The sequence below is a fragment of the Sediminibacterium sp. GW821-FHT12F12 genome (genome assembly GCF_058806635.1).
The window spans coordinates 48,008-74,466 of record NZ_JBXAPW010000008.1 but is presented as its reverse complement, the minus strand read 5'-3'; the positions used below and the strand labels follow the sequence as shown (position 1 = coordinate 74,466).

Annotated in this window: 14 protein-coding genes; 10 read left to right on the top strand and 4 right to left on the bottom strand. The window is 40.5% G+C overall.

What is annotated here, in order from left to right; genetic code table 11:
- Positions 1–277: 277 nt before the first annotated feature.
- Positions 278–1,576 carry a TlpA family protein disulfide reductase gene (locus AC1RNB_RS12330; protein WP_493083192.1) on the bottom strand — a complete coding sequence of 433 codons (1,299 nt, stop codon included), beginning with the start codon at positions 1,574–1,576 and terminating at the stop codon, positions 278–280.
- A 74-nt stretch (positions 1,577–1,650) separates the two neighbouring features.
- Positions 1,651–1,818, bottom strand: a complete 168-nt coding sequence (locus tag AC1RNB_RS12325; protein WP_493083191.1) for a hypothetical protein — start codon at positions 1,816–1,818, stop codon at positions 1,651–1,653.
- Positions 1,819–2,425: 607 nt separating this feature from the next.
- Here AC1RNB_RS12325 and AC1RNB_RS12320 point away from each other — a divergent pair.
- Positions 2,426–2,650 (top strand): LuxR C-terminal-related transcriptional regulator, encoded by a 225-nt coding sequence (locus AC1RNB_RS12320; RefSeq protein ID WP_493083363.1) that lies wholly within the window; start codon positions 2,426–2,428, stop codon positions 2,648–2,650.
- A 45-nt stretch (positions 2,651–2,695) separates the two neighbouring features.
- On the opposite strand, the gene AC1RNB_RS12315 is transcribed toward AC1RNB_RS12320, so the two are convergent.
- Positions 2,696–4,324: a vitamin K epoxide reductase family protein gene (locus AC1RNB_RS12315; RefSeq protein ID WP_493083190.1), complete on the bottom strand. Its 1,629-nt coding sequence runs from the start codon at positions 4,322–4,324 to the stop codon at positions 2,696–2,698.
- A 567-nt stretch (positions 4,325–4,891) separates the two neighbouring features.
- Between AC1RNB_RS12315 and AC1RNB_RS12310 the strand changes: the two genes are divergently transcribed.
- The 8 genes from AC1RNB_RS12310 (at position 4,892) to AC1RNB_RS12275 (ending at position 12,510) form a co-directional block, all read left to right on the top strand.
- Complete coding sequence (locus tag AC1RNB_RS12310) at positions 4,892–5,158, top strand: hypothetical protein (protein ID WP_493083188.1); 267 nt, start codon at positions 4,892–4,894, stop codon at positions 5,156–5,158.
- 166 nt (positions 5,159–5,324) lie between these two features.
- Positions 5,325–6,515, top strand: a complete 1,191-nt coding sequence (locus AC1RNB_RS12305) for a TlpA family protein disulfide reductase (protein WP_493083187.1) — start codon at positions 5,325–5,327, stop codon at positions 6,513–6,515.
- A 286-nt stretch (positions 6,516–6,801) separates the two neighbouring features.
- A complete protein-coding gene (locus AC1RNB_RS12300) occupies positions 6,802–8,409 on the top strand; it encodes a vitamin K epoxide reductase family protein (protein ID WP_493083186.1) in 1,608 nt (535 codons plus the stop codon).
- 200 nt (positions 8,410–8,609) lie between these two features.
- Positions 8,610–9,014: an RteC domain-containing protein gene (locus AC1RNB_RS12295; RefSeq protein WP_493083185.1), complete on the top strand. Its 405-nt coding sequence runs from the start codon at positions 8,610–8,612 to the stop codon at positions 9,012–9,014.
- 90 nt (positions 9,015–9,104) lie between these two features.
- Positions 9,105–9,614 (top strand): hypothetical protein, encoded by a 510-nt coding sequence (locus AC1RNB_RS12290; RefSeq protein ID WP_493083183.1) that lies wholly within the window; start codon positions 9,105–9,107, stop codon positions 9,612–9,614.
- A 25-nt stretch (positions 9,615–9,639) separates the two neighbouring features.
- Positions 9,640–10,029, top strand: a complete 390-nt coding sequence (locus AC1RNB_RS12285) for a hypothetical protein (RefSeq protein WP_493083182.1) — start codon at positions 9,640–9,642, stop codon at positions 10,027–10,029.
- Positions 10,030–10,885: 856 nt separating this feature from the next.
- Complete coding sequence (locus AC1RNB_RS12280) at positions 10,886–11,623, top strand: sensor histidine kinase (RefSeq protein WP_493083181.1); 738 nt, start codon at positions 10,886–10,888, stop codon at positions 11,621–11,623.
- A gap of 254 nt (positions 11,624–11,877) precedes the next feature.
- Positions 11,878–12,510 (top strand): response regulator transcription factor, encoded by a 633-nt coding sequence (locus tag AC1RNB_RS12275; protein ID WP_493083180.1) that lies wholly within the window; start codon positions 11,878–11,880, stop codon positions 12,508–12,510.
- A gap of 41 nt (positions 12,511–12,551) precedes the next feature.
- On the opposite strand, the gene AC1RNB_RS12270 is transcribed toward AC1RNB_RS12275, so the two are convergent.
- Entirely contained in the window at positions 12,552–13,409 is an 858-nt protein-coding gene (locus AC1RNB_RS12270; RefSeq protein ID WP_493083178.1) for a sensor histidine kinase, read from the bottom strand.
- Between the two features lie 1,040 nt (positions 13,410–14,449).
- Here AC1RNB_RS12270 and AC1RNB_RS12265 point away from each other — a divergent pair.
- Positions 14,450–26,458 carry a DUF8696 domain-containing protein gene (locus AC1RNB_RS12265; RefSeq protein ID WP_493083176.1) on the top strand — a complete coding sequence of 4,003 codons (12,009 nt, stop codon included), beginning with the start codon at positions 14,450–14,452 and terminating at the stop codon, positions 26,456–26,458.
- The last annotated feature ends 1 nt before the right edge of the window (position 26,459 follow it).

The window sequence follows — 26,459 nt, the reverse complement described above, 5'->3', positions numbered from 1 at the left end:
AGAATAGAAATTTGATTCACTAAAATATTCAAAAGATAGTAATAAATTCTATTTTTTATTCATCATAAATATTTAATCAAAACGATTAGTTAGAGTTTGAAATTTTAGAAATCTGTTCATGCCTTTTGCGTCTATATATAAAGAGGACTTTTGACATGCTCGTATAGAATATTCTTTGGTTTAGTAAGTTGGATAAACAAGTTTATTTTATATAATTATAAATAGATATATTTCTTACTAATCTGATCTCCTTTAAATAGCTAAATTAAATTTGGTATCAATTTGCCTCAATCTTTTTCAAGATTTTTGAAAATAGATCGTTTCCTGATTCGTTGGCAAGAATTATTCCTTGTTCATCAATCAAAATAAATGTCGGGAAAGAAGATATTTTGTACTTTTCGATTAACGTATTTGCATCATCCCAGTCAACAAAGGCCACTGGCCATTGAAGTTGATTGTCATTTAGATATTTTTGGACCTTTTCCGGGTTGTCGTCGTAAGCAATTGCAAGAATGCTTAATCTGGCTAAATTGTGATGTTTTACCAAAGAGTCAACATCTTTTGATATTTCCCTGCAAACTGTGCACCATGTACCCCAAAAATATAGCAATACTTTCTTACCTTTCTGTTTATTTAAGATGAATATACTATCATCGAGTTTCCTTATTGAAAAGTGATATGCTGTTGATCCAGGTGTTACATCTCCCAGAGGCTTCCCAAGTCTTTTATATGCGGACAAAAGTGTGATGGACTGCCCATATAAGTCGATACCTTTTATTTTAAACATTTTATTTCCTGCCATAAAATAATCGCCGACCTTGTACTTTGTTTGATTAGTGGATAATTCCTGATTTTTCGTGGTCTTTTCCTGGATCATTATTTCTAATTCTTTCGATGGTCCCAGCACCCAATGAGGGCTTGGATAATGAACCGAAAATTTTAAGTTCTTCTGGTTTATAACTGCATCACCAGAATAATGCTGAAATACATTAGCAAATATAGATAGAGAATCTTTGGAATATTTTGGTGGATATTTTCTATAAAACTGAAAATAATTCCACGGGATGAGTTGTAATTCAAGCCTTTTGTAGGCACCGGAATTATTAATTTTAGTATTAAGCTTTATAGTCGGTATATTATTTTTAAGTAAAAGTAATTCCTGATCACTATATAATAATGTATTAACATAATTTATTGCGCTATCATCGTCAAAGCGACCGTTAAAATTCTGATCTGGGATAAGAATGAAGTGGTTTCCAGAATCTATGCCTACCCAAACTAGAAGCCTTTCATCTGTATTATCTCTTTTTGGATGAGACTGGAAGGATTTTTTAATGATTGTTTTCGTTGGGTGAACTTTATGAAGGTTGAAAGATACCACTCTATGCTTCAAGAAAATATAATGAGGTGCTTTGAATGGCACCTCATTATTGACAATTATAGCGGGAATATTATTCGTGGGAAAACCGGCATTACCAGTATACCGTTGAAGCTGAATTTTGATTTCCGTTTGACATATTCCGTGAGTTATGGCCATATGTAGCAAAACCAAACTTAATAATATGTTCCACTTCATTTTGAGTTTTACTATTTCTGGCTACAAGGTATAACTTTCTGGCAATTTGTTGGAAAATGATCTTTTCTCGTTTGTTACTTTGCCTTGCAGAAACCGTGATTTACTCCGCCGCAAGGTAATTGTTTGCAAACTTCCTTTGAACCACAGTCTTTGTCTTCTACGCATTCATCTTCACATGAAATCGGATCACCTTCAACACCACCTAAGATTAATTTTAATTCTTCTCTGTTTAACTGTTTCATTAACTTGTTTTTTATTTTTTTGAAATTAGTTACCTACAAAATAATTTAACAAACTAGAAAACTTAATGGGTACATTTTCACCTCATAGTTTCTAATACTTAAAGATCAGGTTTTTTTATTTCAGGAATAGGGTGTTTTACCCCTGGATTGAGATTTAAATTTTATTTTCCTGGTTTACCCAATATATTATTTCATGATAAGTGTTATGATTTGTGATGACCATGGAATTTTTCGCGCATGCATTAAAGAAATTATTCTAAATAAAATACTATAGATAGTCAAAGCCAAATTTAGCCAGGATAGAATAGCTATTGATTCGTTTGATATTGGTTAGAATCCAGATATTCTCTGGCTAGTTATAACTAAGCCTCTTAGAATGAATGGATAGGAGGTCGCTAATTATATATCGCGTAAACACCGGCATATCAAAATACTAATGACTTCAATATATTTTATGAGGAGACTATTAAAGCTATGTTCAATTATAGTGTGAAGGGATTTAAAATTTAATGTACAACTCGCGAGGCGTTGTTAGACGCAATTGATAAATTAACTAAGGGGAACGTTATCTTGAACTTAAAACAGTTTAAAAGCGAATCCAAAATATATCATTGGAAAACCATTTAATCCGCTGGTTAGTTTATTAACGTACCGTGAATTGCAGTTCAGAATGCTCTTGTGCTATTCGACTAGTTTTAAGGAAATCGCATACAAGTTGAATTTCTCGTATTGTACATTTGAAAACATAAGAGTAAGACTATTCAAGAAGATTAATGCTACATCTAGATTTGAAGTAATAATATTTATATTCAGAACTGGCTTCATGAATTAGATACTATAGATTGTGTTAAAAATATACCATAAGCAATTTCCTAGATTATTCTTTTAAAAGATACTCAAGATCTTTTATATTGTATTCGGACGGAAGCTGAAAGCCATTTATAAAGATTGCAGGTGTAAAGTTTAGGCCTTCGCTTCGACACCATGCAGACATGGCGTTCAATTTATCTCCCTGAAGCTCTTTTACATTTGAAGGATATGATAGCATAAATGCGGAAATATCTTTCACAGCTAATGAATACCATTCGCTTAAGATTCTATGCATTTTCTCTTTTGTATTAGTTTGGGCAAGTGCCATAAAATGATTGACTGCTTCATATCCCCAAGCAATTGGATCGTTTTCTGAGGTGTAAATAATTCGCACATTAATATTAGAATTATTGTGTACAAGATTATCGAGAAAAGTTTGCGATTTAGCGCTGGGGCCGCAGAGTGGGTTACATACTTTTATAATTTTGTATTTTGCATTTTCATTCCCTAGCAATATTCCAATATTGTCAGGAATTATATTCAGCTTGCGTTGTGTTGATACAACCGCTTTGAAAATTTTATTGTTAAACTTTAATTTAGCTAATGTTTCTTTACTTTTTTCGCCAACAATCGAATTTTGTATCACAGGTTTTATATAGTACCATGAAATCACGGGAATACTTCCTGAGATCAATAGATGATAGATGGATATCCAACTTAAACCAAAATTAATTTTGTACAAATTTGATGATATGGCTATAATAATCTCGGTTACTAAAAGAGCCTGCACAAATAAACAGAGGGTACACCATTGTCTTGCAATCTTCCACTGGTAGTAAATCGAATAAAACACAAAGGGCAAGGCTGTAATACTAATATAAGATAATAGAGATTGATATTGAATATTTAGAATACCAAATAATAAGAAGATAAATCCAGTTGCAAAATAAAAAAAGCCAACTTCACTCCAACTTAACCAGTAGGTCAATTTGGCTGCTGGAGATCCTAAAATTGCATTACAATTGACTTTGGTCGTAGCTCGACAAACATCCTGAACGGCAGGGTTATATCCGTCAGTATCAATCCATAAAAGAAGACCTGATATATATATGCCAATCAACTTTATTATGAGTAAAACAACTGCTAATAACCACGTGGAGCTAAGTATGTTATCATACCTGTAACTGGTTACAAATATTAATAGTAGTACTAGTGCTACAGGTGCAATTTTTAATATCTTTTTCCTTCGTTCAATTTTCAGTTTTTTATTATATTCTGGGTCACCCGATAGTTTATTGATTTGTGGGATTACTACTATTCCTGTAAAAATGTCGTAGAACTGTGAATGTGTTATTTTTCGCCAGGAATCTCTATTGAAATCAGAGACACTGATATGGGATTCTGAAATTTCTTTAATAGCAACAAAGAAGTTGTTATTGTTTTTTTTAACATGTGCTAAGAATGGCACTCGAGTTTCAAATAGGTTTTTTTTTTCTATCTGCACGGCCGAGTTGCTTATTTTCAATCCATCTAGCATGTCACAAATACTCAAGAGACTAGGATAATCGGGGTGATCTTTTATCCGTTTCTCTATCGTTCCTTTTGTAACCTTGACTTTTAAGGCTTTTAAAAGGCAATTTGTTGCATTAATACAATTCTCTTCTTTCTTTTCTAGTAGTGGATTTAATATTGACATATAAATATTGTTTACTCTATAATCCTAAATTTCAAATTCAAATTAAAAGAACTCGTATTAAATTAAAATATATAATGACCAACTTCGTGGCATTTAGAATTATATAGATCTGTTTTGGAACGAGATCTGTTTACAATAAATTTCTGAGATGGATAGTATCTGCTTTAAGATAACATTTTCGTACAACTTAAATTAGTTATTGTTTGACAATAGAAAAACATCATTTGAATTTGAAAATATTTTGTGCGGCGAAATAAAGATAGGAAATGGTATTAATACATGAATGAGAATAGTTTGAAGGTATTCGGTCTCAAAAATATTTCATGGGTTTAGTTTATATAATATTTTTTATTCAATAGATTTTAATATAGGGGCTTTTGCCCCTGTATGGTTACGGATTTGAATTTTAAATTCGATTTGAGACATTCGGACAGCTTTTTATAGATGTTTTTATAAGGAAAGAAAAATGGCTATTTATTTATCTAGTATTTGATGTTTTTATTGCGCAATAAAGGTGAAGCGTTTGGTACCTTAACCCAAACCTAATACTAATTTAAATTTACCAAAATGAAAAAATTCGATTTGTCGAAAATGAATTTGTCAGGGTCGGAGATTCTGGACAAAGTGCAATTGGCAAAAATTACCGGTGGAGTTATTGGTGATCCAAGCTTTTGTGCAGCCGATGGTACTGTTTGTTACACGGAAGGAACAACAAAGTACACTTGTTCAACTAATTGGACAGCAGGAGGACCCGAGGATCCAAATTCACAAGAGGAGTGCTGTTGCGGGCACTATATGGGAGACTCTGTTTGCGATACAGCGAGTGGGGGCTGATAGGTTCTAAGAACTGAGCATGGAGATACTCCAGCTCAGTTCTTAGTGTATTTTTATTCTGAATTTAGTTTTAAATTGTAATTATATTTTAATTGGGAAATATTTTTTTACAAATAAGTTATTTTAATACGTTTTTTTAGTTCGTACTTTGTTTCAATGGGGTAATATGAAAAGATACTCTCGCATACTGGGTTTTATTGTGTTCAGTTTATTTTGTCCGTTTTTATATGGGCAATTTACTTTCAAAATTGATGGAATTATAGCCGATGGTAATAATGGAATTTCTATTCGGCTATACACCCACGCTATGGATTCAGCATATGCAAGTGCCCGGGATTCAGTAACGATTAGTATGGTTAGAACCCCCTTACACGGAAAATTTAATTTTTCAGGAATGCTGAAAAATAAGTATGAATTTGTCACCCTTATGGTAATGCAAGGTGAAAAATGTATTAAATATTGGGACTTTTTCATTTCCGATACGCCTGCATTCATCAGAATATTAACTCTCAAATCAAATACACTTCCAGATATTCAGTTTAAAAACATTCCTTTCAGGAGTGAAACACTGGAATACGAAGCTGCTATAAATAACGAAAGGAACGCACTTCTGTATTCGTATTCTGCAGCAACACAAGGGCGCGGAAAGGAAAGAGATAGTTTGTTGGCAATTAAATCACTCGTCGCTAGACGTTTGATGCTTGCAAGGGTTAATTATATAACCTTACATCCCAACATCTATTTTTCAATGTATGTTTACGACAGAGATATCATTCGAAGTATACAGGGTATAGTAATGTCTGCTGATTCATTGATGAGAATATACAATAAATTTAGTGATGAGCTGAAGAATACAAGATTAGGTAAACATATTTATAAAAATATTAAAAAACGAGATGGCTATTCTATCGGACAAAAATCTATTGAATTTTCATATATTTCCAGTGATAATCAACCGTTTAGATTTCCGTCATTAGCAGAAAAAAAATATACCTTGTTGTGTTTTTGGGCCTCCTATTGTGGACCATGTATTCGTAGTATTCCCATTTTAAAAAGAATAGATAGCCTCTACGGTTCGAAGGGACTACAGATTGTATCTGTATCGATTGACAGTTCTGTAAGTCTATGGCAAACACTCTTGCAAAAGTACAAAATGCCCTGGATTCAGACAATTGACACTCCGCCATATATAAGCAAATCCCAAAACCTACAAGATTATTTTGATCTAACTTATATACCTCAATATTTCCTCGTGGATGAGAATCGTTTAATCCTTTATCAAAATGTGCAGTCTTCTGATTCTGAAGACCATCATAAACTATATGCTGTTTTGGAAAAGCTATTGAGTAATCAATAAGCTTAGAGATAGATAATTATTTATTCATTGATTCCATTATTTATTGAATTAATTAAATTATTAATGTAGGTGGATTTTGCAAAAAAATATTTAAAAATAACACTATAGAATTTATTTCAGGTGATTATCTTCTACTCTTTCCTGCAGAACTTACAGTGAGTGAAACAAATACTATTGGTTTTATTATTATGCATGTTATAGTGTCTTAATCTATAAGATAGATGCTCAATAACATCTTTTATGAATAAATTATTTTTATTAAAAGAGTTAATATCTAATTGCTTTTATGAGATTGAAAAACCTATTAGAGAAGAAAAGTTCTAATAATACAACTATAACTACGATTAATCTTGTGGAACGCCTAAAGGTCCGCGTTACTAATACTTCGATAATTGAGTTTTTGGAAACTCATCCTGCTTTCCCAAGCCTACTTAGTATTAGTGACTGCCTCAACAATCTAAATATTTCGAATATTTCTTTGCGAGTCGATCCCGAGAAACTAATGGATTTGCCAACACCTTTCATTGCACATTCAAAAGTAGGGAAGGGTAATTTTATGCTTATAACTTCAATAAATGAGGCTGTCACTCTTATAGATGATAAGGGAAGTACTATATTGAGAGAAAAGTCGGAATTTCTCCGGATGTGGGATAATGTGGTATTGCTTGCAGAGAAAGGCCCTTTAGCTGGCGAACCCAATTATAAACAGAATAGGCGAAAAGAATTAATTAGTCAAGCAGCTATTCCATTTATAGTAATTTTCACAGCTTTCCTTTCCTTTTCATCAATTTATATAAATGCTCATTTAGTACTTTTCCCTTCTATCATGATTATTTGTAAATTAGTTGGTACAATTATTTCCGGGTTATTGTTGTGGTTTGAAATTGATAAAGATAATGCTACACTAAAATCTATTTGTACTTCGGGTGGAAAAACGAATTGTTCCGCCGTATTGGGATCTCAACAAGCGAATCTATTTAAGGTAATCAGCTGGAGTGAGATAGGATTTGTTTATTTTGGCGGAGGACTTCTTTTTTCTTTGATAGGTGATCAGCCTTCAGTTTTTTATATTCTGAGTTGGTTAAATATATTTGCTTTCCCTTATACTGTATTCTCTATCTACTACCAATGGAAAATCGTTAAACAGTGGTGCCCTCTTTGTCTTGCAATTCAGGTAATTTTATTAATTGAATTTATTAGTGGGCTTAGAGGCTACTGGTTGCAAGGTAGGACAACTTTATTTCCTGACGAAGGCCTATTCAGATTTCTAATTAGTTATTCGCTGCCATTATTTTTCTGGATTGCAGTCAAGCCAGTTTATAAATTAGCTCAAATGGCCTCTATGGCTAAAGCCGAATTGGTTAAATTCAAGAATAATGGAGATGTTGTGAATGCTTTACTTCAAAAAGAACCGCGGTTTAGTAATTCGCCAATTGGGCTAGGTGTTGTCTTGGGTAACCGCGATGCTAACAATGTAATTGTCAAGGTCTGCAACCCCTTTTGTAAACCTTGCGCTGAAAGTCATTCGTTAATTGATGAACTTTTAGATTCAAGTAATAATCTAAAAGTACAGATATTATTCACTAGCTCTAAAGATGATACGAATGTGGAAAAAAAGGTTGTTATTAAGCATCTGATGTCGCTTTATAAAACATATGGTAGCGAAAAAATGAGGCATATTCTTGATGATTGGTATGTCCATACAAATCGTAATTATACGCAATTCATCAATAAGTATCCGATAAAAGATACTACTGAAGATGAAGACTTGAGTTTTGATGCCATGAACGAATGGTGTGATGCTAATGAAATATCATATACACCGACATTCTTTTTTAACGAACATAGGCTTCCTATTATTTATACTGTCAAAGAGCTTAAAACTGTTATATGAGATACGTATCGCTGACGTAATTTTCTATTTTAAAAATCTGACTCCCTTATGAATTGCTGCTAAATAGAGTATTAAAATAACTAAACGGACAACAAAAATTAAAATAGTTAACGTTTTAATATTATAAAATACCTCCCGATGCAGTGGATGTAATACATGTGTTTTATTGATCTTGGTGGCATTTTATATTAATGCGTCCTATGAAAAAAACTGCTGCTTTAACAGCGGATGACAATCATTTTCCTATCCTGCGGGAGATTCTTATCCGTGTAATTGCTATTGAAGATTTATTACATTCTCAGGCTGACTGTAATCTATTAGCTTATTCTTCAAATGCATTACCCGCTTTAAGCTGGACGGCCAGTAAAACCGATCTGATCGAACTGATCTATGGTCTCTATGCCAACAGGGTATTTAATAACGGAAAGACTACCATAAAAGATATTACTCATTTTTTCGAGGAAGCATTAGGTGTACAACTGGGGAATACCTCACTTCGTTTTCAGGAAATATTACGCCGTAAAGATTCGATAGCCTTTCTGGATCAGTTGCGTGATGCATTAGAAACTTATATGACCCGGATCGATGATAAAACAAGAACCTGATAGGTTCTTAACAAATTATTTTGAAAAATTCCTATCAGACTACGAATCCGACTACGAAATAGGCAGTGCTGATCATTCCACATTTGTGGTATGAAATCAATCTACTTTCTTTTTCTGCTATCTGGATGTTTTACTGCTAGGTCCCAGGCGGTTGGGTTTTTTGGCGGCAAGTCCCTTTTGCCTGCCGAATATATGGCTATTCAATATTTCCATCCTTCTAATTATCCAGTCCAGTTTACAGTCAAGTTCTTTGGTGAAGCTTCCAAACGCAATAGCCTGCGTTATGTCTCTTATGGGGCCTGTCTTGGATTCGATTATTCATCTACTCAGTCGTCAATGGAACCTCCTTTTTTGAGTTACCGATTCTTGCTGGGAGCCCTAATTCAAAGAGAACAAGAACGCTGGGTACAGAACAATCAGCAGCAACAAGCCAGGACTGGTTTTGGATGTATGGGGGAGGTAATGGGTACCTGGCATCTTTCCTCTGCTTTTATCCTCAGCGTTTTTGGTCAACAAAGATGGATGTGGAAACCCATATTGGGTAAACAAGAATTTGTATTGGGGCTGGGTTTTATCTATCAATTGAATACTGATTATTGAATTGCATTGATGCTAAATCTATCTTATGAAAAAAGTACTGCTGTTATTGTATTTATTACCATTTTGTTTTGACCTTGTTGCTCAGGGAAATTATTCCCTGAGTGTTAGTTCTGATAGGACGTTCTATTGTTCACCCGGTCAGGTTGCCAAAGTGAGTGGACAGGTCAGATCCTTCAACGCTACCTTATATACTGGTATTAAGTATCACTTTTATTATTATATATCTGGTTTCTACCAAGAGATCGGCTATTATTCTGTCAGCTCCGTAAGTGGTACTCTATATGGTAGTTATGGTAATATTCAACCCTCTTATTTTGATGGTAGCCAGTTGGGTAACCCGCAGCTTGTTATGGGAGGAGGAAACACTCTCTGGATCAACATCGATGTTCCTTACGGTGGTTTTTCCAGAAAGTGAGAATACAGCCCTCACGACTTTCACAAGTAGAAAAGTGGAGTAATTTCTATTTTAATTCCTTACATTTTTTACAAATGAAATGAAATCTCATGCTACCTTTATTATAACCAAGACAGTTTTCAAGGTTACACGTTCGGTGACACTGGAATTTGCAAGCTTCAATTGATTGAAAATCATATATTTAGAGGGTTGGTTCAGTGCCCTTCCTCTCTGCAAGAGATATTTATATGTAAACCCCTGTACTAATATTTGGCAGGGGTTTTTTAATGATTTTAACCGGAGACGCTGTTGGATCTTGTAGAGTGTCAGGCCGCAAATCTTTCTGTTCTTTTTTCATCTCCGGGCGAGCACCAGGTTATCCCGCCCAGGTAGAGGGCATAGTCAACGGAGGTATGGTCAAGGAAATAGCGATAGGCTCCGGAGGCCGTAAACCGGATGTCATACTCTGCGATCACCACCGATCTAATTGTTGTTCGTCAGCTCATGCAACGGCCTGGTGATGCGCGGATGCTACTCCTTTATAAGTAGGCGTTCCAATTATCTCAGACCAGATTCGGTAATTGGTGATTGCCCGGCCTTCCTATCTCATGTATACTGCTTATCCAGAGGAGTTGGCAGACTGTACAGGTATCAATACAAAACTGATAAGTCATACTGTTGGGTACAGGTTAGCAATCACAGTAAATTACAATTATTTGAGCGGAAATGACCGGATGTTGACGATGCTTGTCGGCATTTTGCTAGGGGGGATAGCTAAAAGGCTATTTAGATTTGCGATAACTGGTTAGGGACTATGTTTTTTTACTGAAGTATTTTTAATCCGGATTTCACGATTGGGGTCCCTAAAAACAGCCTTATGAAGAATGACCTCTTGCAGGCCACCATCAGTAAGATATCGGGCCATGAGTTCCGAACACCCATGAATGCCATTTTCGGATTTGCGAATCTGATACATGATTCGGCAGGGTCGATCTCTGCGGCCGAACAAAAAGAATTCAGTGAATACATATTAAACAGCGCCAGGCAATTAATGAATCATTCTGAGCGATTATACAGGTGGTATCATTACAAGGATGGCATGCAGACTGGCGGCGTTGCTGAAAAAATTGCTGTTGAAGAACTGATTAAGCTGATAGAAATAGCGGCAGAAAAGTATACCGTATCCGGTGAATTATTTATGTTTTCGTCTAACAGTAATTATATCAGTATCCCCGGAAAAAAGGAAGTTTTTTTTGCGTCTATCTCTGAACTGTTTGATAATGCGTTCAAATTTTCTGCTAAACATACCATACCTGGTTTCTCTGTAGTGGTAAGTCATGCAGGTAACCTGTTGATTACAGTACAGAATTATTCAGATAAAGCTTCCTCTGCTGATCTGCGGAAGTACACCGCATTTACGCAATTTAACAGGCAACAATATGAGCAACAGGGCTTAGGTCTGGGGTTAGAAATAGCCAAATTGGGTATTCTGCATTGCGGCGGTCTGGTTAGTATTCCGGAAATGGCTGACGAAAACGGGTATAAAAAAATCTGCATTCAGGTTTCGATCCCTGCGGTTTACGATTTATCTGATCCGGGTCAGATAAAGAATTAGATATGTTAAATTATAATTATATATGATTATACTTCTTGTTGTCCTTTGCTCATTATTCATGATGATGATGATCAGCTAACCTAACCCTCTGTTTTACCGAAGGCTGATGAAGTTTTAATGCAGCCACCCTCTTCTATAGCCTGTTGCTTTTTGTTGCAGCCGCAGTAAAATTTATTGTTTCCCTAAAACTTATGGGCAGAACCGTTATTTTTGTTCGGAACTAACTGGGTTTCAAGGAAATAATGCTTTTGACCATGAATTTTTTGATAATAGATGATCATTCGATGATCCGTGCAGGCATAAATATTTTGCTCTCCAAAGAATATCCGGGCATAACTTTTTTTGAGGCTGCCAATGAAAAACAAGCCTGCAGGCTTATCGCAGAAAAGAAATTTGACCTGATTATCATGGATTTAAACATGCCGGAATCGGATCCTGTTCGGTTATTGCAGTTTATTAAATCGAACCAGCCCGAGTCGCCGGTGGTGGTCTTAACCATGAACGAAGAGAAGAGTTTTGCCGGCCGCTTCTTTAAAATGGGTATTAAAGGGTATATCAATAAGTCAGCCGATAATGACGAGATACTGAATGCTGTTCGTATTGTTTTACAAAAGGGTATGTATATGAGTAATGACTTGAAAGATTCTCTTTTATATAGTTTTGTAAGTCAGCGAACAGATAACCCTTTTGAAGCACTCAGTGACCGTGAATTTCAGGTAATCAGAGAGTTGTTAAGGGGTAAGTCAATTGCAGAGATTGCAGAAGAGCAGGGAATTAATATTTCTACTGTTTCTACCTATAAGGGAAAAGCCTGCGAAAAATTAGGGGTAAAGCGTAATAATTTCATCGAACTTTTGTCACTCGCTAAAACCAATGGTATCATTTAACCGGTTCTCCGGAGTAGTATCGCTATTGTGGAATAGACCTTTTATTTTGGAAGAATCACCGTTATGGACGTTCCTCCAGATGCATTTTTTTGAATTTTTATTTTCCCGTTCATTTTTACTACCATATCGTACACGATTCTGAAGCCGATCTGGCTGCTTTCATTTGTTTTTTTCGTGATTACGCCATATTCAAGCTCCATCGCTTTATCGTTACTGATACCTGTTCCGGTATCAGCAATAGTCATATATTGATTTAAATCATCCGCATAACCATGAATGCTGACAGCCCCCTCTTCGGTGTTTTTGATGGCGTTATCGAGCAGGTTTCTGATCACTATCTGTAAAAGATTAAAATCGGCCCTTAGAATGAAGTCTGGCTTTGCTTTCAGCTCAAACTGCAAACCTTTTTTCTTTGCTATTTCTGCATAAACAGCACATTTATTAAGCAGAAAATCGTTGAATGGTTTCATGTCGGTCTGTAATGAAAAATTAGTATGGTTGCTGTTTAGCCAATCCAGCAAATCGTTTACAAAACCAACAATCTGGTAAGTAGTATGACTCATTTCTGCAGTAAGTTTATCCAGTTCCGGCTGAGACATTTTAGCATGCGAGAGATGGAGATGGTTGATGATCCGGTACAAAAATGAGAGCGGAGATTTTAAATCATGCACCACTATGCTGATGGCTCTTTCACGGAATGCCAGACTGTTTTTCAATTCCGTTTGAGAAGATTCCAATTGAAGCATAGAATATTGCAGTGCTTCTTTTCTTTCCTGTAACTCTTTCTGCAGGGCTGATATGTCTGATCTATACTTCCATAGAACATAAAAAAGAATAGACAGCAATAGTACGATAAGTAACCAGAGAAAAGCGGCAGGCTGTGTCAGGAATTTTTCCATTTGATTAATCGTTAAGAATAGTTGATCTGTAATGTATTGATTATTCTAATAACGTGTTCTGCTATAAAAAAATCGATCACCCTGCAATCCGGAATCAGGTGCCGATGGTGGTTGCTGCATAACCAGGAGCCCTTTCCTTTGATCCCGCCGATGGCGTAACGGGTTTGACTACAGATCAGCTCCAGGGGTTGCAGGTACTGATTAGCCATCATCCATCAGGCACCCTGCATGTCGGGATTTTCAATTGCTCAATAACACAATGCGCTATATTATTAAAATATGATTAAAGAAGACATTCGTTTATCGTGCTTACAGATGAATACTGTTGCAAAATTAATAATTCCCTTCATCCATACATTAGTGTAAGGAGTATCGGGATCGGAACTGCGGGCCCGTACTCCCATTCATCTCAGGTTACGGTAATCTCTACAACAGCACGGATAATTTTTTTATACCGATACTAACGGTTAACTGCCAAAAAGCATGCTGTCTTTTCCGGCATCGTTATCTGTTTGTGGCGCTGCTACTACATTGATAGCCTCTTTTTAAGGCTGTTTTTCATGCAACCAAGCAGATTAGATCTCCGAAATGCTACCAGCAAACTGCTATAAACAGACAGCAGCAAATGTTCAAACGGGCATGGGATTTCTCTTTGTTGCACAAAAAAATCTGACTGGATCAATGGCGTAGATTCAATGCTGATCTAAGTTTGATAGTATTGGCTTAACCAGGTGATTTTCCTCCTCCTGTGATTTTCTTCAGTTAGCGATCGGTGGTAAACCCATTAAAAAGCCGCTGTGTCATTTTTCAGCTATCAGGCATAACGATTTAGCTATTAAGGATAGTTAAAAAGCTACTTAAAGTCCTAAACGATAGTTATCGACTCTGAACCTGAAATCAGCAACCTTTGAAGTGGTTCTACTATATCCTTGTAGTGATATTATGTGTTGTATCAGTGATTTTCGGATGAGTGCTCAAAAATTACCTGTCTTGTAAAGCCAGGTAAGGATTCAGGAAACAAGAATGATAAAGTAATGTATATGCAGATAGCTTTCTTATCCAGCCGTTTAATGCAAACCCGGTTTTTCAGTAGTGCAGCTAAACGTTGTTTACTTGTGGTACTGTTTCTTTGTTGTATTTCTTTGCTTGCGCAAAGCCAGGCCCCTGCCAATATTACGTACAATGGAGGCCTGCAATGGGTTACCCCGTATCCTAATCGTGGAATTCCCTTAAACCTTGTTCCATCAGCCGGTACGGGTGGTGCCCCTACTTCTTATAGTGTAAGCCCAAGTTTTCCGGGTGGGGTTGCTTTTAATACCACTACAGGTGTCATTTCAGGAACAAGATCTGCCATTCTATCGCCCGCCATTTACAGGATCACGGCGAGCAATGCATCTGGCAGTACCTTTTTTGATCTTGCTTTAGGGGTAGATGATGTTACCAGTTTCAGTGGGATAGGCATAGGAACAGTGGTTCCTGCTGCGGTTTTCAGTTTACGTAAGGTTAACAGCGGTTACAATGGATTTGCGATGCTGGTACGCAGGAAAAGCGATGATGCAACCCGGCATATCGGTTTCACCGCGGGGGGAGACCTGGATACGGTAGCATTAAAGAGCTTTGTGGGTACCAGTGCTACTGATTCGGGCTTTGTGCAGGTATGGTATGACCAGAGTGGCGCTACCACCAAAATAGATTCTGCCCAATTAATTCCTTTTCGCCAGCCGATAATAGTTGGAGCAGGTAAGGTACTTCGCAGTGGAACCAATAACCGGCCTACCCTGGTATTTGATGGGGGCCGTTGGTTAACGAGTAAGGCAAATGTACCCATTAATGGCTTGAGTACCTTCAGTGCCAATGCGGTGGCTGCTGTAAGCAGCACCGGTGGTGTTTATGGGCGTATCGTTTCAGTCCGTTCATCAACATCAGCTAATGATGAGGGTTCTATCAATAGTGGTTCACTGCTTAATGTGCATGGAGGCAATAGTTATCTGGGTTCCATCCGGGGAGGCAATTTTTCCGGCGATGGGCCGTCTACTTTCACATTGAATACATTGTTTACTGCCATGACGATGTTTTCTCCCAATTCGTCCGGGTTTACGGATTCAATTGTGAGTAATATGCGCCCCATATCGCGGGTAGTAACTACCAGTTCGGGGGGCAGTGTTCTGGGGTCTAATATGATCCTGTCACTTGGCTGGAGTAATAACAGCACATTCCCTACCAATAACGGTAATCCGCTGAATGGTAATATATCGGAAGTATTGTTGCTGCCTTCTATATTACCTTTTACGTCCAGCAGTAATCCAAGGGTTGCTTTACCGAGCAACCAGGCCAGTTATTATGGTATTGCTGTAAGTGCTCCTTCGGGGATCAGTTATCCTTCCTTTAAGCATTATTTTACAACGAGTAAGGCTCTTTATTTAGCACCTTCTAATAGTACCGGAGGCGCTGCTACTTCCTTCAGTATTTCTCCGGCTTTACCTGCAGGTTTAACTTTTAATACGACTACCGGTATTATCACCGGTACTCCCACGGCAACATCTGGGCTAACAACCTATACCGTTACAGCCAGTAATGTAAGTGGTAATCAAACAACAACATTTTCTATGGCGGTCAATAGTGCACCTGATTTCGGTGCTATCGGCTTAACGGGTGTGAATGCCACTGCCATGTACAGTATGCGTAAACTGAATGCTTCGTATACAGGACCTTCCATCAATATTATGGTGAAAGCCACAGGCAGTGCATATAATTCTACCACATTGGCGAGTGGAGATATTGGTTTTGATGCGAATGGCAATCTGGATACGACAGCCATGAAAACACTGGTGAACGGAAGGGATGCCTATATCAATTTCTGGTATGATCAGAGTGGTAGCAACAGAACCATGCAGGCTTACCCTGGCGGTGCCAATGAATACCCCCGGATCATGTCGGCAGGTACTATACAGACCTTGAACGGGTTACCCGCATTGGATTTTGCCTGGAGTGGCAGAACCGTATTATATACGAATGAACTTACGGTAGACAATGCAGCTTCTGCGTTTGCCAATGCGGTACTTACAGCTGAGGCGGCCGCTACCAATGGTGCATTACTCAGCAGCCTGAGCAGTACCGCTAATGGTACCGGTATGCTGCAAAGAACTGATCTCGGTTACAATGCGAACGGTTTTTTGACCAGTACTGGGGGTGGGGGAGCATATATAAATGGAGGTACTTTTGCAAACCCCGGCACTATACCTGCGTATAGCAAGCCTTATATAGCCACTTTTAAGCGAGGTAGTACCGGTACGAGCGGTTATGAACTTACCGGAGGTATGTATATCGGTCGGCAGGTGGGAGGCGGGCATGGGGCTTTTGGTGGATATTTATCAGAATTGCTGGTACTGCCTTCGATTACTGATGCACAGCGTACTGCAATGGAAGCGAGTCAGGCTGCTTTTTATTTTAACCAAAGCATGACGAGCCCTACTACCACGAGTGCATGTAGTGGTCAGGCATTGTCGTACACGGCTACGGGTAGTATAGCAGGAACTTTTACCTGGTCGAGAGCTGCGGTAGCGGGTATCAGCAATGCTGCCAGCCTGAATAATGTATCGGCGAATATTACAGAAACGCTGGTGAATACCACGGCAGCTGCCATCGTGGTTCCCTATACCATCACTTTTGCCGGTACCTCTACCGGAATTCTTACTACGGCAACCTTGTCTGTTACCGTAAACCCTAGACCTCAGCTGAGTGCAGGCACCGTAACTACCTGTAGTGGGGTAGGTTTTAGTTTTACGCCTACGGGTTCTATGGTACCAGTGGGTACACTTTATACATGGAATGCTCCGGTAATAACGGTTAGTTCAGGAGCTATTACCGGTGGAGCCGCTCTGTCGGGGCAGTCGTTGGTTACCGGATTATTAAACAGCAGTTCTACCGCTAATGGTACGGCTTTGTATACGATAAGTCCTGTAGCACCGAGTGGTTGTACGGGAAATAGTTTTGCGCTAACGGTAACCGTACAACCGCCCATTACCAATAATACCATCAGTACTACCACACCCACTATCTGTAGCGGTGGTACACCGGCCGCATTTACTGCGGGCAGCCCTGCAGGGGGTAGTGGCAGTTATACCTATTTATGGCAGAGCAGTACAGATGGCAGCAATTTCTCTACTGCATCCGGAACCAGTAATGGGGCCACTTATGCTCCGGGGGCACTTACACAAGATACCTGGTACCGGAGAAGGGTGAGCAGCAGTAATTGTAGTAACAGCATTTCTGCTTCGTTCAAAATTACCGTGAGTTCCACGCCATTAACCGTGGCTACGCAGCCGACTGCAACACAAACGATCTGTAATAATACGAGTACCAGTTTAACGGTAGCGGGTACCGGTGCATCGGGCAGTTATACGTACCAGTGGTTCAGCAACAACAGTAACAGCAATACAGGCGGAACCAGTTTGGGTAGTGGAGTGGGAGCGCAAACGACCACGTATAGCGTACCTGCCACGGCAACAGCCGGCGCCCGTTATTATTATGTGGTGATAACGGATGTGGTTTGTGGTGTATCTGTCAGCAGCAATGCATCCACTATTACCACGCGGGCAGCACTTACGGTAAGTACCCAGCCCGATGCAACACAAACGATCTGTAATAATACGAGTACCACATTAACCGTAGCGGGTATTGGTGCATCGGGTAGTTATACTTACCAGTGGTACAGCAACAACAGTAACAGCAATACAGGCGGAACCAGTTTAGGCAGTGGAGCGGGCGCGCAAACGGCCACGTATAGTGTGCCAGCCACCCCTACGGCGGGCGACCGTTTTTATTATGTGGTGATAACGGATGCTACCTGTGGTGTATCCGTCAGCAGCAGTCCATCAATTATCAATACAAGGTCTGCGCTTACGGTAGGTACACAACCAATCTCTAAGTTCATTTGTAACAATACCAGCACCACTATATCAACTGAAGGGGCTGGAGCGATTGGTAGTTATAGTTTTCAGTGGTACAGCAACAACAGTAACAGCAATACAGGCGGAACCAGTTTGGGCAGTGGATCCGGCGCACAAACGGATACGTATACAGTACCTGCCACCACTACGGCTGGAAATCGGTTTTATTATGTGGAGATAACAAATGCCACTTGCGGGGTAACTGTTAAAAGCAATGCCGTATCTATAAATACATTTGCGGCAATTGGTTTTGCTACACAACCTACCGTTTCGCAGACTATCTGTAATAATACAAGCGTAGCGCTGACTGTGGGGGGGATAACAGGTGGTTCGGGTAATTACGGCATACGTTGGCATAGCAATAACAGCAACAGCAATACAGGTGGTACCCCAATTGCTCCTGGTTACGGCTCCGGCACAGTGACTTACACTGTTCCGGGTACCAGTACAGCCGGTGACCGGTATTTTTATGCGGTGGTAACAGATAATAACTGTTTGGTAAGCAACAGCAGTGATGCGGCAACAGTAACAACACGCAGTGCATTAACGGTATTAACGCAACCTACTGCTACACAAACGATCTGTAATAATACGAGCACTACATTAACCGTAGCGGGTATTGGTGCATCGGGCAGTTATACATACCAGTGGTACAGCAACAACAGTAACAGTAATACAGGTGGTATCAGTTTGGGCAGTGCAGCGGGCGCGCAAACGGATACGTATACGGTACCTGCCACAGCAACAGCGGGCGACCGTTTTTATTATGTGGTGATAACAGATGTTACCTGTGGGGTAAATGTTAGCAGCAATGCTTCAACAGTAACTACTCGCAGTGCATTAACGGTAGGTGCACAACCTGTAAGCCAGAAAACCTGTAATAATGTTACTTTTGACATTCAAACGGCCGGTGCTGGCGGTTCCTTAAGTTATACCTATCAATGGTACAGTAATACCAGTAATCTTAATACTGGTGGAACGGTTATTTCGGGAGCTATATCTGCTACGTATACTGTACCTGCCAGTACCCTTATACAGGATCGTTATTACTTTGCTGTTATTACCGATGCATCCTGTCTGGTGAATATCAGTACCCAGGCTGCCAAAATAACTACCGGGGAGATACTGGCCATTCTCTCTCAACCGGTTTCACAAACTGTTTGTAACAATATCGCCGTAGATGTGTCTACTATTGCTACTGGCGGTTCCTTAAGTTATACTTATCAATGGTTTAGCAATAGTAGTTTGAGTAATACCGGCGGCAGTTTAATTGTGGGAGCTACTGATGCTACCTATTCCGTACCAGGTACTTCTACCGGCGGGGATCGTTACTATTATGTGGTTATTACGGAAGTCAGTTGCGGACAACAATTGGTATCGAATCCTGTAACGATTACTACGCGTCCATTACTAAGTGTGGGTGTTTTACCTGGAAATCAAATTATCTGTAACAATACGACCGTTGATATTCGCACAGCAGGGGCTGGTGGATCAGGGGTATATACCTACCAGTGGTATAGCAATACCAGTAACAGCAATACAGGTGGTACCCATCTGGGCGGGGCACAGGGGGCAAATACAGATACCTATACGGTACCTGCTACCACCCTTGCCGGTAACCGCTATTATTACGCAGAAATCAGTGATATTGGTTGTAGTCAGGTGATCAATACCAGTGCCTTTACCGTAACCACCAGTTCAATATTGGGTATACAAACGCAACCCCAGGCGCAGACCATCTGTAATAACAACACTGCCAACATCAATGTGCAGGCATCCGGGGGTACGGGCGCGTATACTTATCAGTGGTTTAGTAATACTGTTAACAGTAATACCGGTGGTAGTAACCTGGGTAGTGGTTCAGGGGCACAGACCTCCGTTTATACGGTGCCGGCAACTACCCTATCGGGCGACCGGTTTTATTATGTGGTGATTACAGATGCGAGTTGCGGTGCAAGCGTAAGAAGTAATGTGGCAAAAATAACAACGGGATTGGCTTTATCGGTAGGTACGCAACCGCTATCGGGCACTATCTGTAATAATACAACCGTTACGATCAGTGCAGCAGGTGCAGGTGCATCGCTAAGTTATACGTACCAGTGGTTTAGTAATAGCAGTAATAGTAATACCGGAGGAACGATTGTTACAGGAGCGACTTCTGCGGATTATACCGTACCTGCTACCGGAACAGCCGGCGACCGTTTTTATTACGCAGTTATTACGGATGCCAGTTGTGGATTACAGGTTAGCACCAATGTGGCTACGGTAAATACGCGCGCGCCACTGGCTGTGGGAACACAGCCTTTATCGCAAACTATCTGCTATAATACAGCGGCCGACCTGACAATAGCAGGATCTGGCGGGTCACTTTCTTATACTTATCAATGGTACAGTAATACGAGTAACAGTAATAGCGGGGGTACGAACCTGGGCAGTGTATCCGGTGCCAATACGGCTACCTATCGCATACCGGCTGATTTAGTATCAGGCAACCGTTATTATTATGCAGTGATTACGGATGCTGTTTGCGGAGTTTCTGTAACCACCGATCCGGCCACTATTTTTACCAGAACGGCGTTAACCGTTGTTACGCAGCCCCAGGCATTACAAACGCTGATCAATAATGCTTCTGCCAATATTACAGTGGCTGGTGGCGGTGCATCGGGTACGTATAGCTATCAATGGTATAGCGTAACTGCCAGCAACAATTCAGGTGGCGAAGCAATTGCCGGTGCTACTGCTGCTACGTATGCGGTGCCTGCTACCGCTACTTCCGGCAGCCGTTATTTTTATGCCGTGATCACCGATGTGGTTTGTGGAAACGCCGTTTCTTCGGCAGTGGCAGAAGTAGTTACCACTTCGTCGCTTGTGATTGCTGTGCAACCGCTTGCGCAAACAGTATGTAATAATACCGGAACAACACTATCTGTTCAGGTTACTGGCGGCAGTTCCACTTATAGCTATCAATGGTATCGTAACTCGGTTAACAGTATGGCTGGTGCCACTTTGTTAGCGGGTGCAAACAGCGCCACCTATGCCGTGCCTGCCACCGGTTTGGTTAACGACAGGTATTTTTATGTGGTTGTAACGGATGTAAATCTGGGTAATACTGTTAACAGTGATGTTACAAAAATCATCACCCGTTCGGGAGCACCGGTAATTGTTAGTACTCAACCGGCAGCTACTACTTCTATTTGCGTAAACGGTACAGTTACCTTACGGGTAGCTGGAAATGGTGGTGCATCGGGTACGTTTGTATACCAGTGGTATAGAAATACGGTTGCTTCCAATACAGGGGGTACGCTTATTGCGGGCGAAACCGGTACCACTTATACCAGTGCATTGGCAACAACCGGTACTTATTATTATTATGCAACAGTTACAGATCCGGGTTGTGGCAGCGGTATTTCAAGTAATGTGGCCACTGTGGTAGTAAATGAAATGCCAACGGTATCTGTCAGTCCCAATCAGCAAACGGTATGTCAGAATGCAGGGGCTATCACAGCCGATGCTGCTATCAGCGGGGGTACCGGTACCGTAACCTATCAATGGTATTCCAGCAATACGAATACCAATACCGGTGGTACGAATCTGGGAACGGATAATGGTGCGCGTACTGTATCCTATACACCATCTGCTTTTTCGCTGGGCACTCTGTATTATTATATGGAAGCCAGCTTTTCGGGTAATGGCTGTGGGGTAGCAAAAAGTAATACCCACCAGGTAAATGTTACCTACGTATCGCAGGCCGCTGATATAGTCATAACTACATCCACGCCAAATCTTTGTAAAGGACTTTCTGCCAGTTTGCAGGCAACTTTGTCTGCGGGCAGCAGTATCCAGAATCCTGTATTTACCTGGTACACGGATGCGAATTTTACTGCCCAGGTGGGTACCGGAGCTAATTTTAATACCCCTGTGCTGAACAGTTCTACTACCTATTATGTAAAAGTAAGCGGAAGTAATGCCTGTGAAAACCTACCTGGTAATGGACAGTCTCAAACCATTACAGTAACCCAGCAGGCACCTGAGTTGGTGCAACCGGTAAACCAGACCTATTGTGCCGGCATAACCAGTTCGCCGATCACATTTGCCTCTTCTATTCCCGGAACCACCTATTCGTGGAATAACAATACTACTGCTGTGGGACTTCCCGCAAGCGGTAATGGAGATATTGCCTCTTTCCTTACTGTGAATAACGGTTTAGCCAATACGGTTGCGAGTATTTCCGTAACACCGTTTGCTAACGGATGTGTGGGTGTATCCAAATCTTTTACGATAACCGTTGTTCCCAATGCCCTGGTAAACGATACCTCATTTACGGTCTGTAGTGGTACGCAGTTGAGTTATATACCCACTAATGTTCCGTTGGGCAAACAATATAGTTGGGTGGTTATGTCTGCACCCGCTGCCATATCCGGGGCTTCGGGTAACGCGGTACCGGCCAACTCATTTACACAAACACTTACTAATTCCAGCGGGTTAGCTGTGCAGGTTGTTTATGCGGTAACACCTGATGGCTGTAGTGCAAGAACATTTACGGTTACGGTTACGGTAAATCCGGTTCCGCAGATCAGCAACCAAACGCTTGCGAGTGGTATATGTAATGGAGCCGGATTTAGCTTTGCCGATTTTGCAGGCATTGTGCCAAGTGGTACGTTATATACCTGGGCCTTACCGTCTTCTAATCCAATAAGTGCCATTGCCGGTGGAAACAGCCAGCCCAATAAACAGTCAGTGGTAAGTGAAAATAATCTATCTCATAGCAGGTCCGATGTTACCAATGCCTTGTATCTGATTACGCCATATAGTTCTGCTGCATTCGGGAGTTGTACCGGTCAGCCATTTACTTTAACAGTGCCTGTTAATCCCAAACCGCTTCTTGTAGCTACCAGTGCGGGTTCTATTTGTAATCATACGGCAGCTGTTTTTAATCCTTCTTCTCTTACTGCTGGTGTTTCGTATACCTGGAAGAGAGCAGTGCAACCACAGATATCCAACGCTGCAGCCAGCGGTGAGAATGGTTTTTCTGAAGTGCTTCACAATACGGGTACATTTCCTGTATTGGTAGACTATGAATATACACTTACGGCCAATGGATGTAGTAATACCCAGATTGTACAGGTGCTGGTTAATCCGGACCCTGTACTGAGTTCTCCAACCAGCCTGAGTGTATGTTCTGGTGCTTTGTTGAATTATAGTCCATCCAGTTTAACCAACGGTACTTTCTATGCATGGTCAAGGCAGGTGGTAGCTGGTATTAAAAACACGGCTAATTCCGGTACGGGCGATATTTTTGAGGCGTTGGTTAATACCACCAACCTGCCTGTTGTGGTAAGTTACCGGTTTACGCTTACAGCCAATGGTTGTTCGCATAGTGAGGATATACTGGTGACTGTTAATCCCATTCCGGTAGTAGCTGAATCTGCAGAGCAGCTGGTTTGTAACGGCTCGCAGGTGCAGGTAAATTTCAGTGGTTCTTCTATAGCCGGAACGGTGTATACCTGGACTAATACGAATAGTAATATCGGGTTAAGTACTTCGGGTAATGGTAATATATCATTTACGGCAGTGAACAGAGTCAACCAGGTACAAACGGGATCTATTTCCGTTATACCGGTGGCTAATGGCTGTTCCGGTGTAGCGAGGGGGTTCAATATCCTGGTTAAACCTACACCATCGCTGAGCAGTAGTACCACACCGCCAGCCGTATGCAGTAATACAGTGTTTACCTATTTCCCCGAAAGCAGTACTGACGGCGTAACCTTTAGTTGGTCGAGGAACCTCGTTACCGGTATCAGTAATGCAGCGGCTACCGGCGTGGGAACGATACGCGAAACACTGGTGAATACTTCGAATTCGGCCATTCAGGTTCCTTATGAAATTACGTTATTGGCGAATGGTTGCTCTGCCAAAAAAGCGATTATCGTGACCGTTAATCCCACACCTTCGATAGTGGATGTATCTAATAAGGTATTTTGTAATAATAGTATTGCTGTTGTTAATTTTTACGGCTCTGCGGTAAGCAATACTACTTATAGATGGACCAATGATAATACGGCACTGGGCATTTTATCTGAGGGAATTAATGACATGTTCTTTGTAGCTGACAATAAAACCAGTAAGCCGGTTGTTTCTTCTATCAGTGTAACACCTGAGGCGGGTGGTTGTAAAGGTGCAGCTGCGGCATTTACCATTACCATCAGCCCTTCGCTGAAACTGAAAAGTGCTACTACGTTACCTGCAATATGCAGCAATAGTTTGCTTACCTATGTACCGGTGGTTGATGGAGATACCGCTGCCACCGTTACCTGGTCAAGGGCATCCATTTTTGGTATTTCTAACAGGCCTGCCAACGGTACCGGATCTATCAGTGAACAATTAATCAATACAACTTCATCACAGATATTGGTAACGTATGTGTTTACGATCAAAAACAAGGAATGCAGCAATACGGAAAACGTTTATGTACTGATAAATCCTTCTGTCAATATTACCAATACGGGTACCGGGTTCTCTGTATGCAGTAATGAATTATTTCTGTTCTCCCCTACTTCCAGTGTAACGGGGTCGCAATTGGAATGGACAAGGGATGCAGTTGCAGGGATATCCAATGCTGCTGTGGCCGGGAAGGGTGATATAGCGGAAGTGTTAATCAATACTACTTCATCGCCTATTGACGTGTTGTATAAGTATAGTATACTACAGAGTTCTACCTGCAGTAACGACCAGTATGTAAAAGTTACAGTAAAACCATTGCCCAGATTAACCAGTGCCATCAGCCTGACAAAATGCAGTAACGATCCGGTTTCTTATAATCCGGTAAGTAATATTTCCGGAACCAACTTTATCTGGAGCCGTTCCATCGTAAATGGCATTTCGAATAACTCTGCCAATGGACTCGGAACGATTGGCGAAAGTCTGGTTAATAAAATCAGCCAACCGGTAACAGTTACTTATCAGATCAGTCTGGCTAATACAAATGGTTGTTCTAATATGGATACACTGCGGGTATCTGTAAAACCTAACCCAACAGTAAAAGTATTGGCCGACCGATCGGTTTGTAAGGATATGGTTATACAAACCATTCAGTTTACAGGTGATCATCCGAATACAGTATTTAACTGGACTAACTCTGAAACAGGAATAGGGTTGGCTGCCTCCGGAACGGGCAATATCGCTTCTTTTGTTGCGAGAAATAGTGGAACAGCTTCACTGTCTGGTTTGATTGAAGTGGTGCCTGTGTTAGATGGCTGTTTGGGTGCAGCAACCCCCGTTTTGAAAGTGAATGTTAATCCGGGTATAAGTTCTCAGTTTATTGAAACAGCCCCTGCTACTTCCTGTCCCGGCCAACTGGTTGGTCCGTTAGTGGCAAGTTATCCTAATGGCGGCGATGGAATCAGTTATGCTTTTCAATGGATGATTTCCAATGACGGTTTAAACTATGCGCCGGTTTCCGCCAGCGGATCAACCAATCGCAAGTTTTATGCCCCGGCTCAAACAAGGGATAGCTGGTATAAAATGATGGTCAGTTCCGGTGGATGTTCCGCGTATACTGATTCGGTTAAGGTGAAGCTGGGGGTTAACCCGGTAGTTACTGTGAGTAACCGTGATAATTATACAATCAGTATCGGTAACGCTACACAGGTAATTGCCGAAGGAGCCAGTATTTATGAATGGTCGCCCCGTGCCTATGTAAGTGATCCTTTTATCGCTAATCCGTTTTTGAGCCCGGTAACCGATAATACCAGATACATTGTAAAGGGTACCAATTCAGATGGATGTTCGGATACGGCCAGTGTAATCATCAAGGTAGTGCAAGGATATTCTATAGTACCCAGAAATATCCTTACCCCGAATGGAGATGGCTATAATGATACCTGGGAGATAAAGAATATTGAGCACTATCCTACTAATAATATTATTATATATAACAGGAGTGGGGTGAAGGTATATGAGGGCGAGAACTATACCGGAGGCTGGAAAGGTACGGCTAGTTCGGGCGCCAAATTGGCTACTGATGTTTACTACTATGTAATCAAAATCAAGTCCTCCACCGGAGAAGTAGTGGTAAAAGGATATTTAAATATTTTTAATTAAT

Coding starts and splice junctions, on each gene's coding strand:
- AC1RNB_RS12330 (WP_493083192.1), bottom strand. CDS start 1,576: ATGAAGTGGAACATATTATTAAGTTTGGTTTTGCTACATATGGCCATA.
- AC1RNB_RS12325 (WP_493083191.1), bottom strand. CDS start 1,818: ATGAAACAGTTAAACAGAGAAGAATTAAAATTAATCTTAGGTGGTGTT.
- AC1RNB_RS12315 (WP_493083190.1), bottom strand. CDS start 4,324: ATGTCAATATTAAATCCACTACTAGAAAAGAAAGAAGAGAATTGTATT.
- AC1RNB_RS12310 (WP_493083188.1), top strand. CDS start 4,892: ATGAAAAAATTCGATTTGTCGAAAATGAATTTGTCAGGGTCGGAGATT.
- AC1RNB_RS12305 (WP_493083187.1), top strand. CDS start 5,325: ATGAAAAGATACTCTCGCATACTGGGTTTTATTGTGTTCAGTTTATTT.
- AC1RNB_RS12300 (WP_493083186.1), top strand. CDS start 6,802: ATGAGATTGAAAAACCTATTAGAGAAGAAAAGTTCTAATAATACAACT.
- AC1RNB_RS12295 (WP_493083185.1), top strand. CDS start 8,610: ATGAAAAAAACTGCTGCTTTAACAGCGGATGACAATCATTTTCCTATC.
- AC1RNB_RS12290 (WP_493083183.1), top strand. CDS start 9,105: ATGAAATCAATCTACTTTCTTTTTCTGCTATCTGGATGTTTTACTGCT.
- AC1RNB_RS12285 (WP_493083182.1), top strand. CDS start 9,640: ATGAAAAAAGTACTGCTGTTATTGTATTTATTACCATTTTGTTTTGAC.
- AC1RNB_RS12280 (WP_493083181.1), top strand. CDS start 10,886: ATGAAGAATGACCTCTTGCAGGCCACCATCAGTAAGATATCGGGCCAT.
- AC1RNB_RS12275 (WP_493083180.1), top strand. CDS start 11,878: ATGAATTTTTTGATAATAGATGATCATTCGATGATCCGTGCAGGCATA.
- AC1RNB_RS12270 (WP_493083178.1), bottom strand. CDS start 13,409: ATGGAAAAATTCCTGACACAGCCTGCCGCTTTTCTCTGGTTACTTATC.
- AC1RNB_RS12265 (WP_493083176.1), top strand. CDS start 14,450: ATGCAGATAGCTTTCTTATCCAGCCGTTTAATGCAAACCCGGTTTTTC.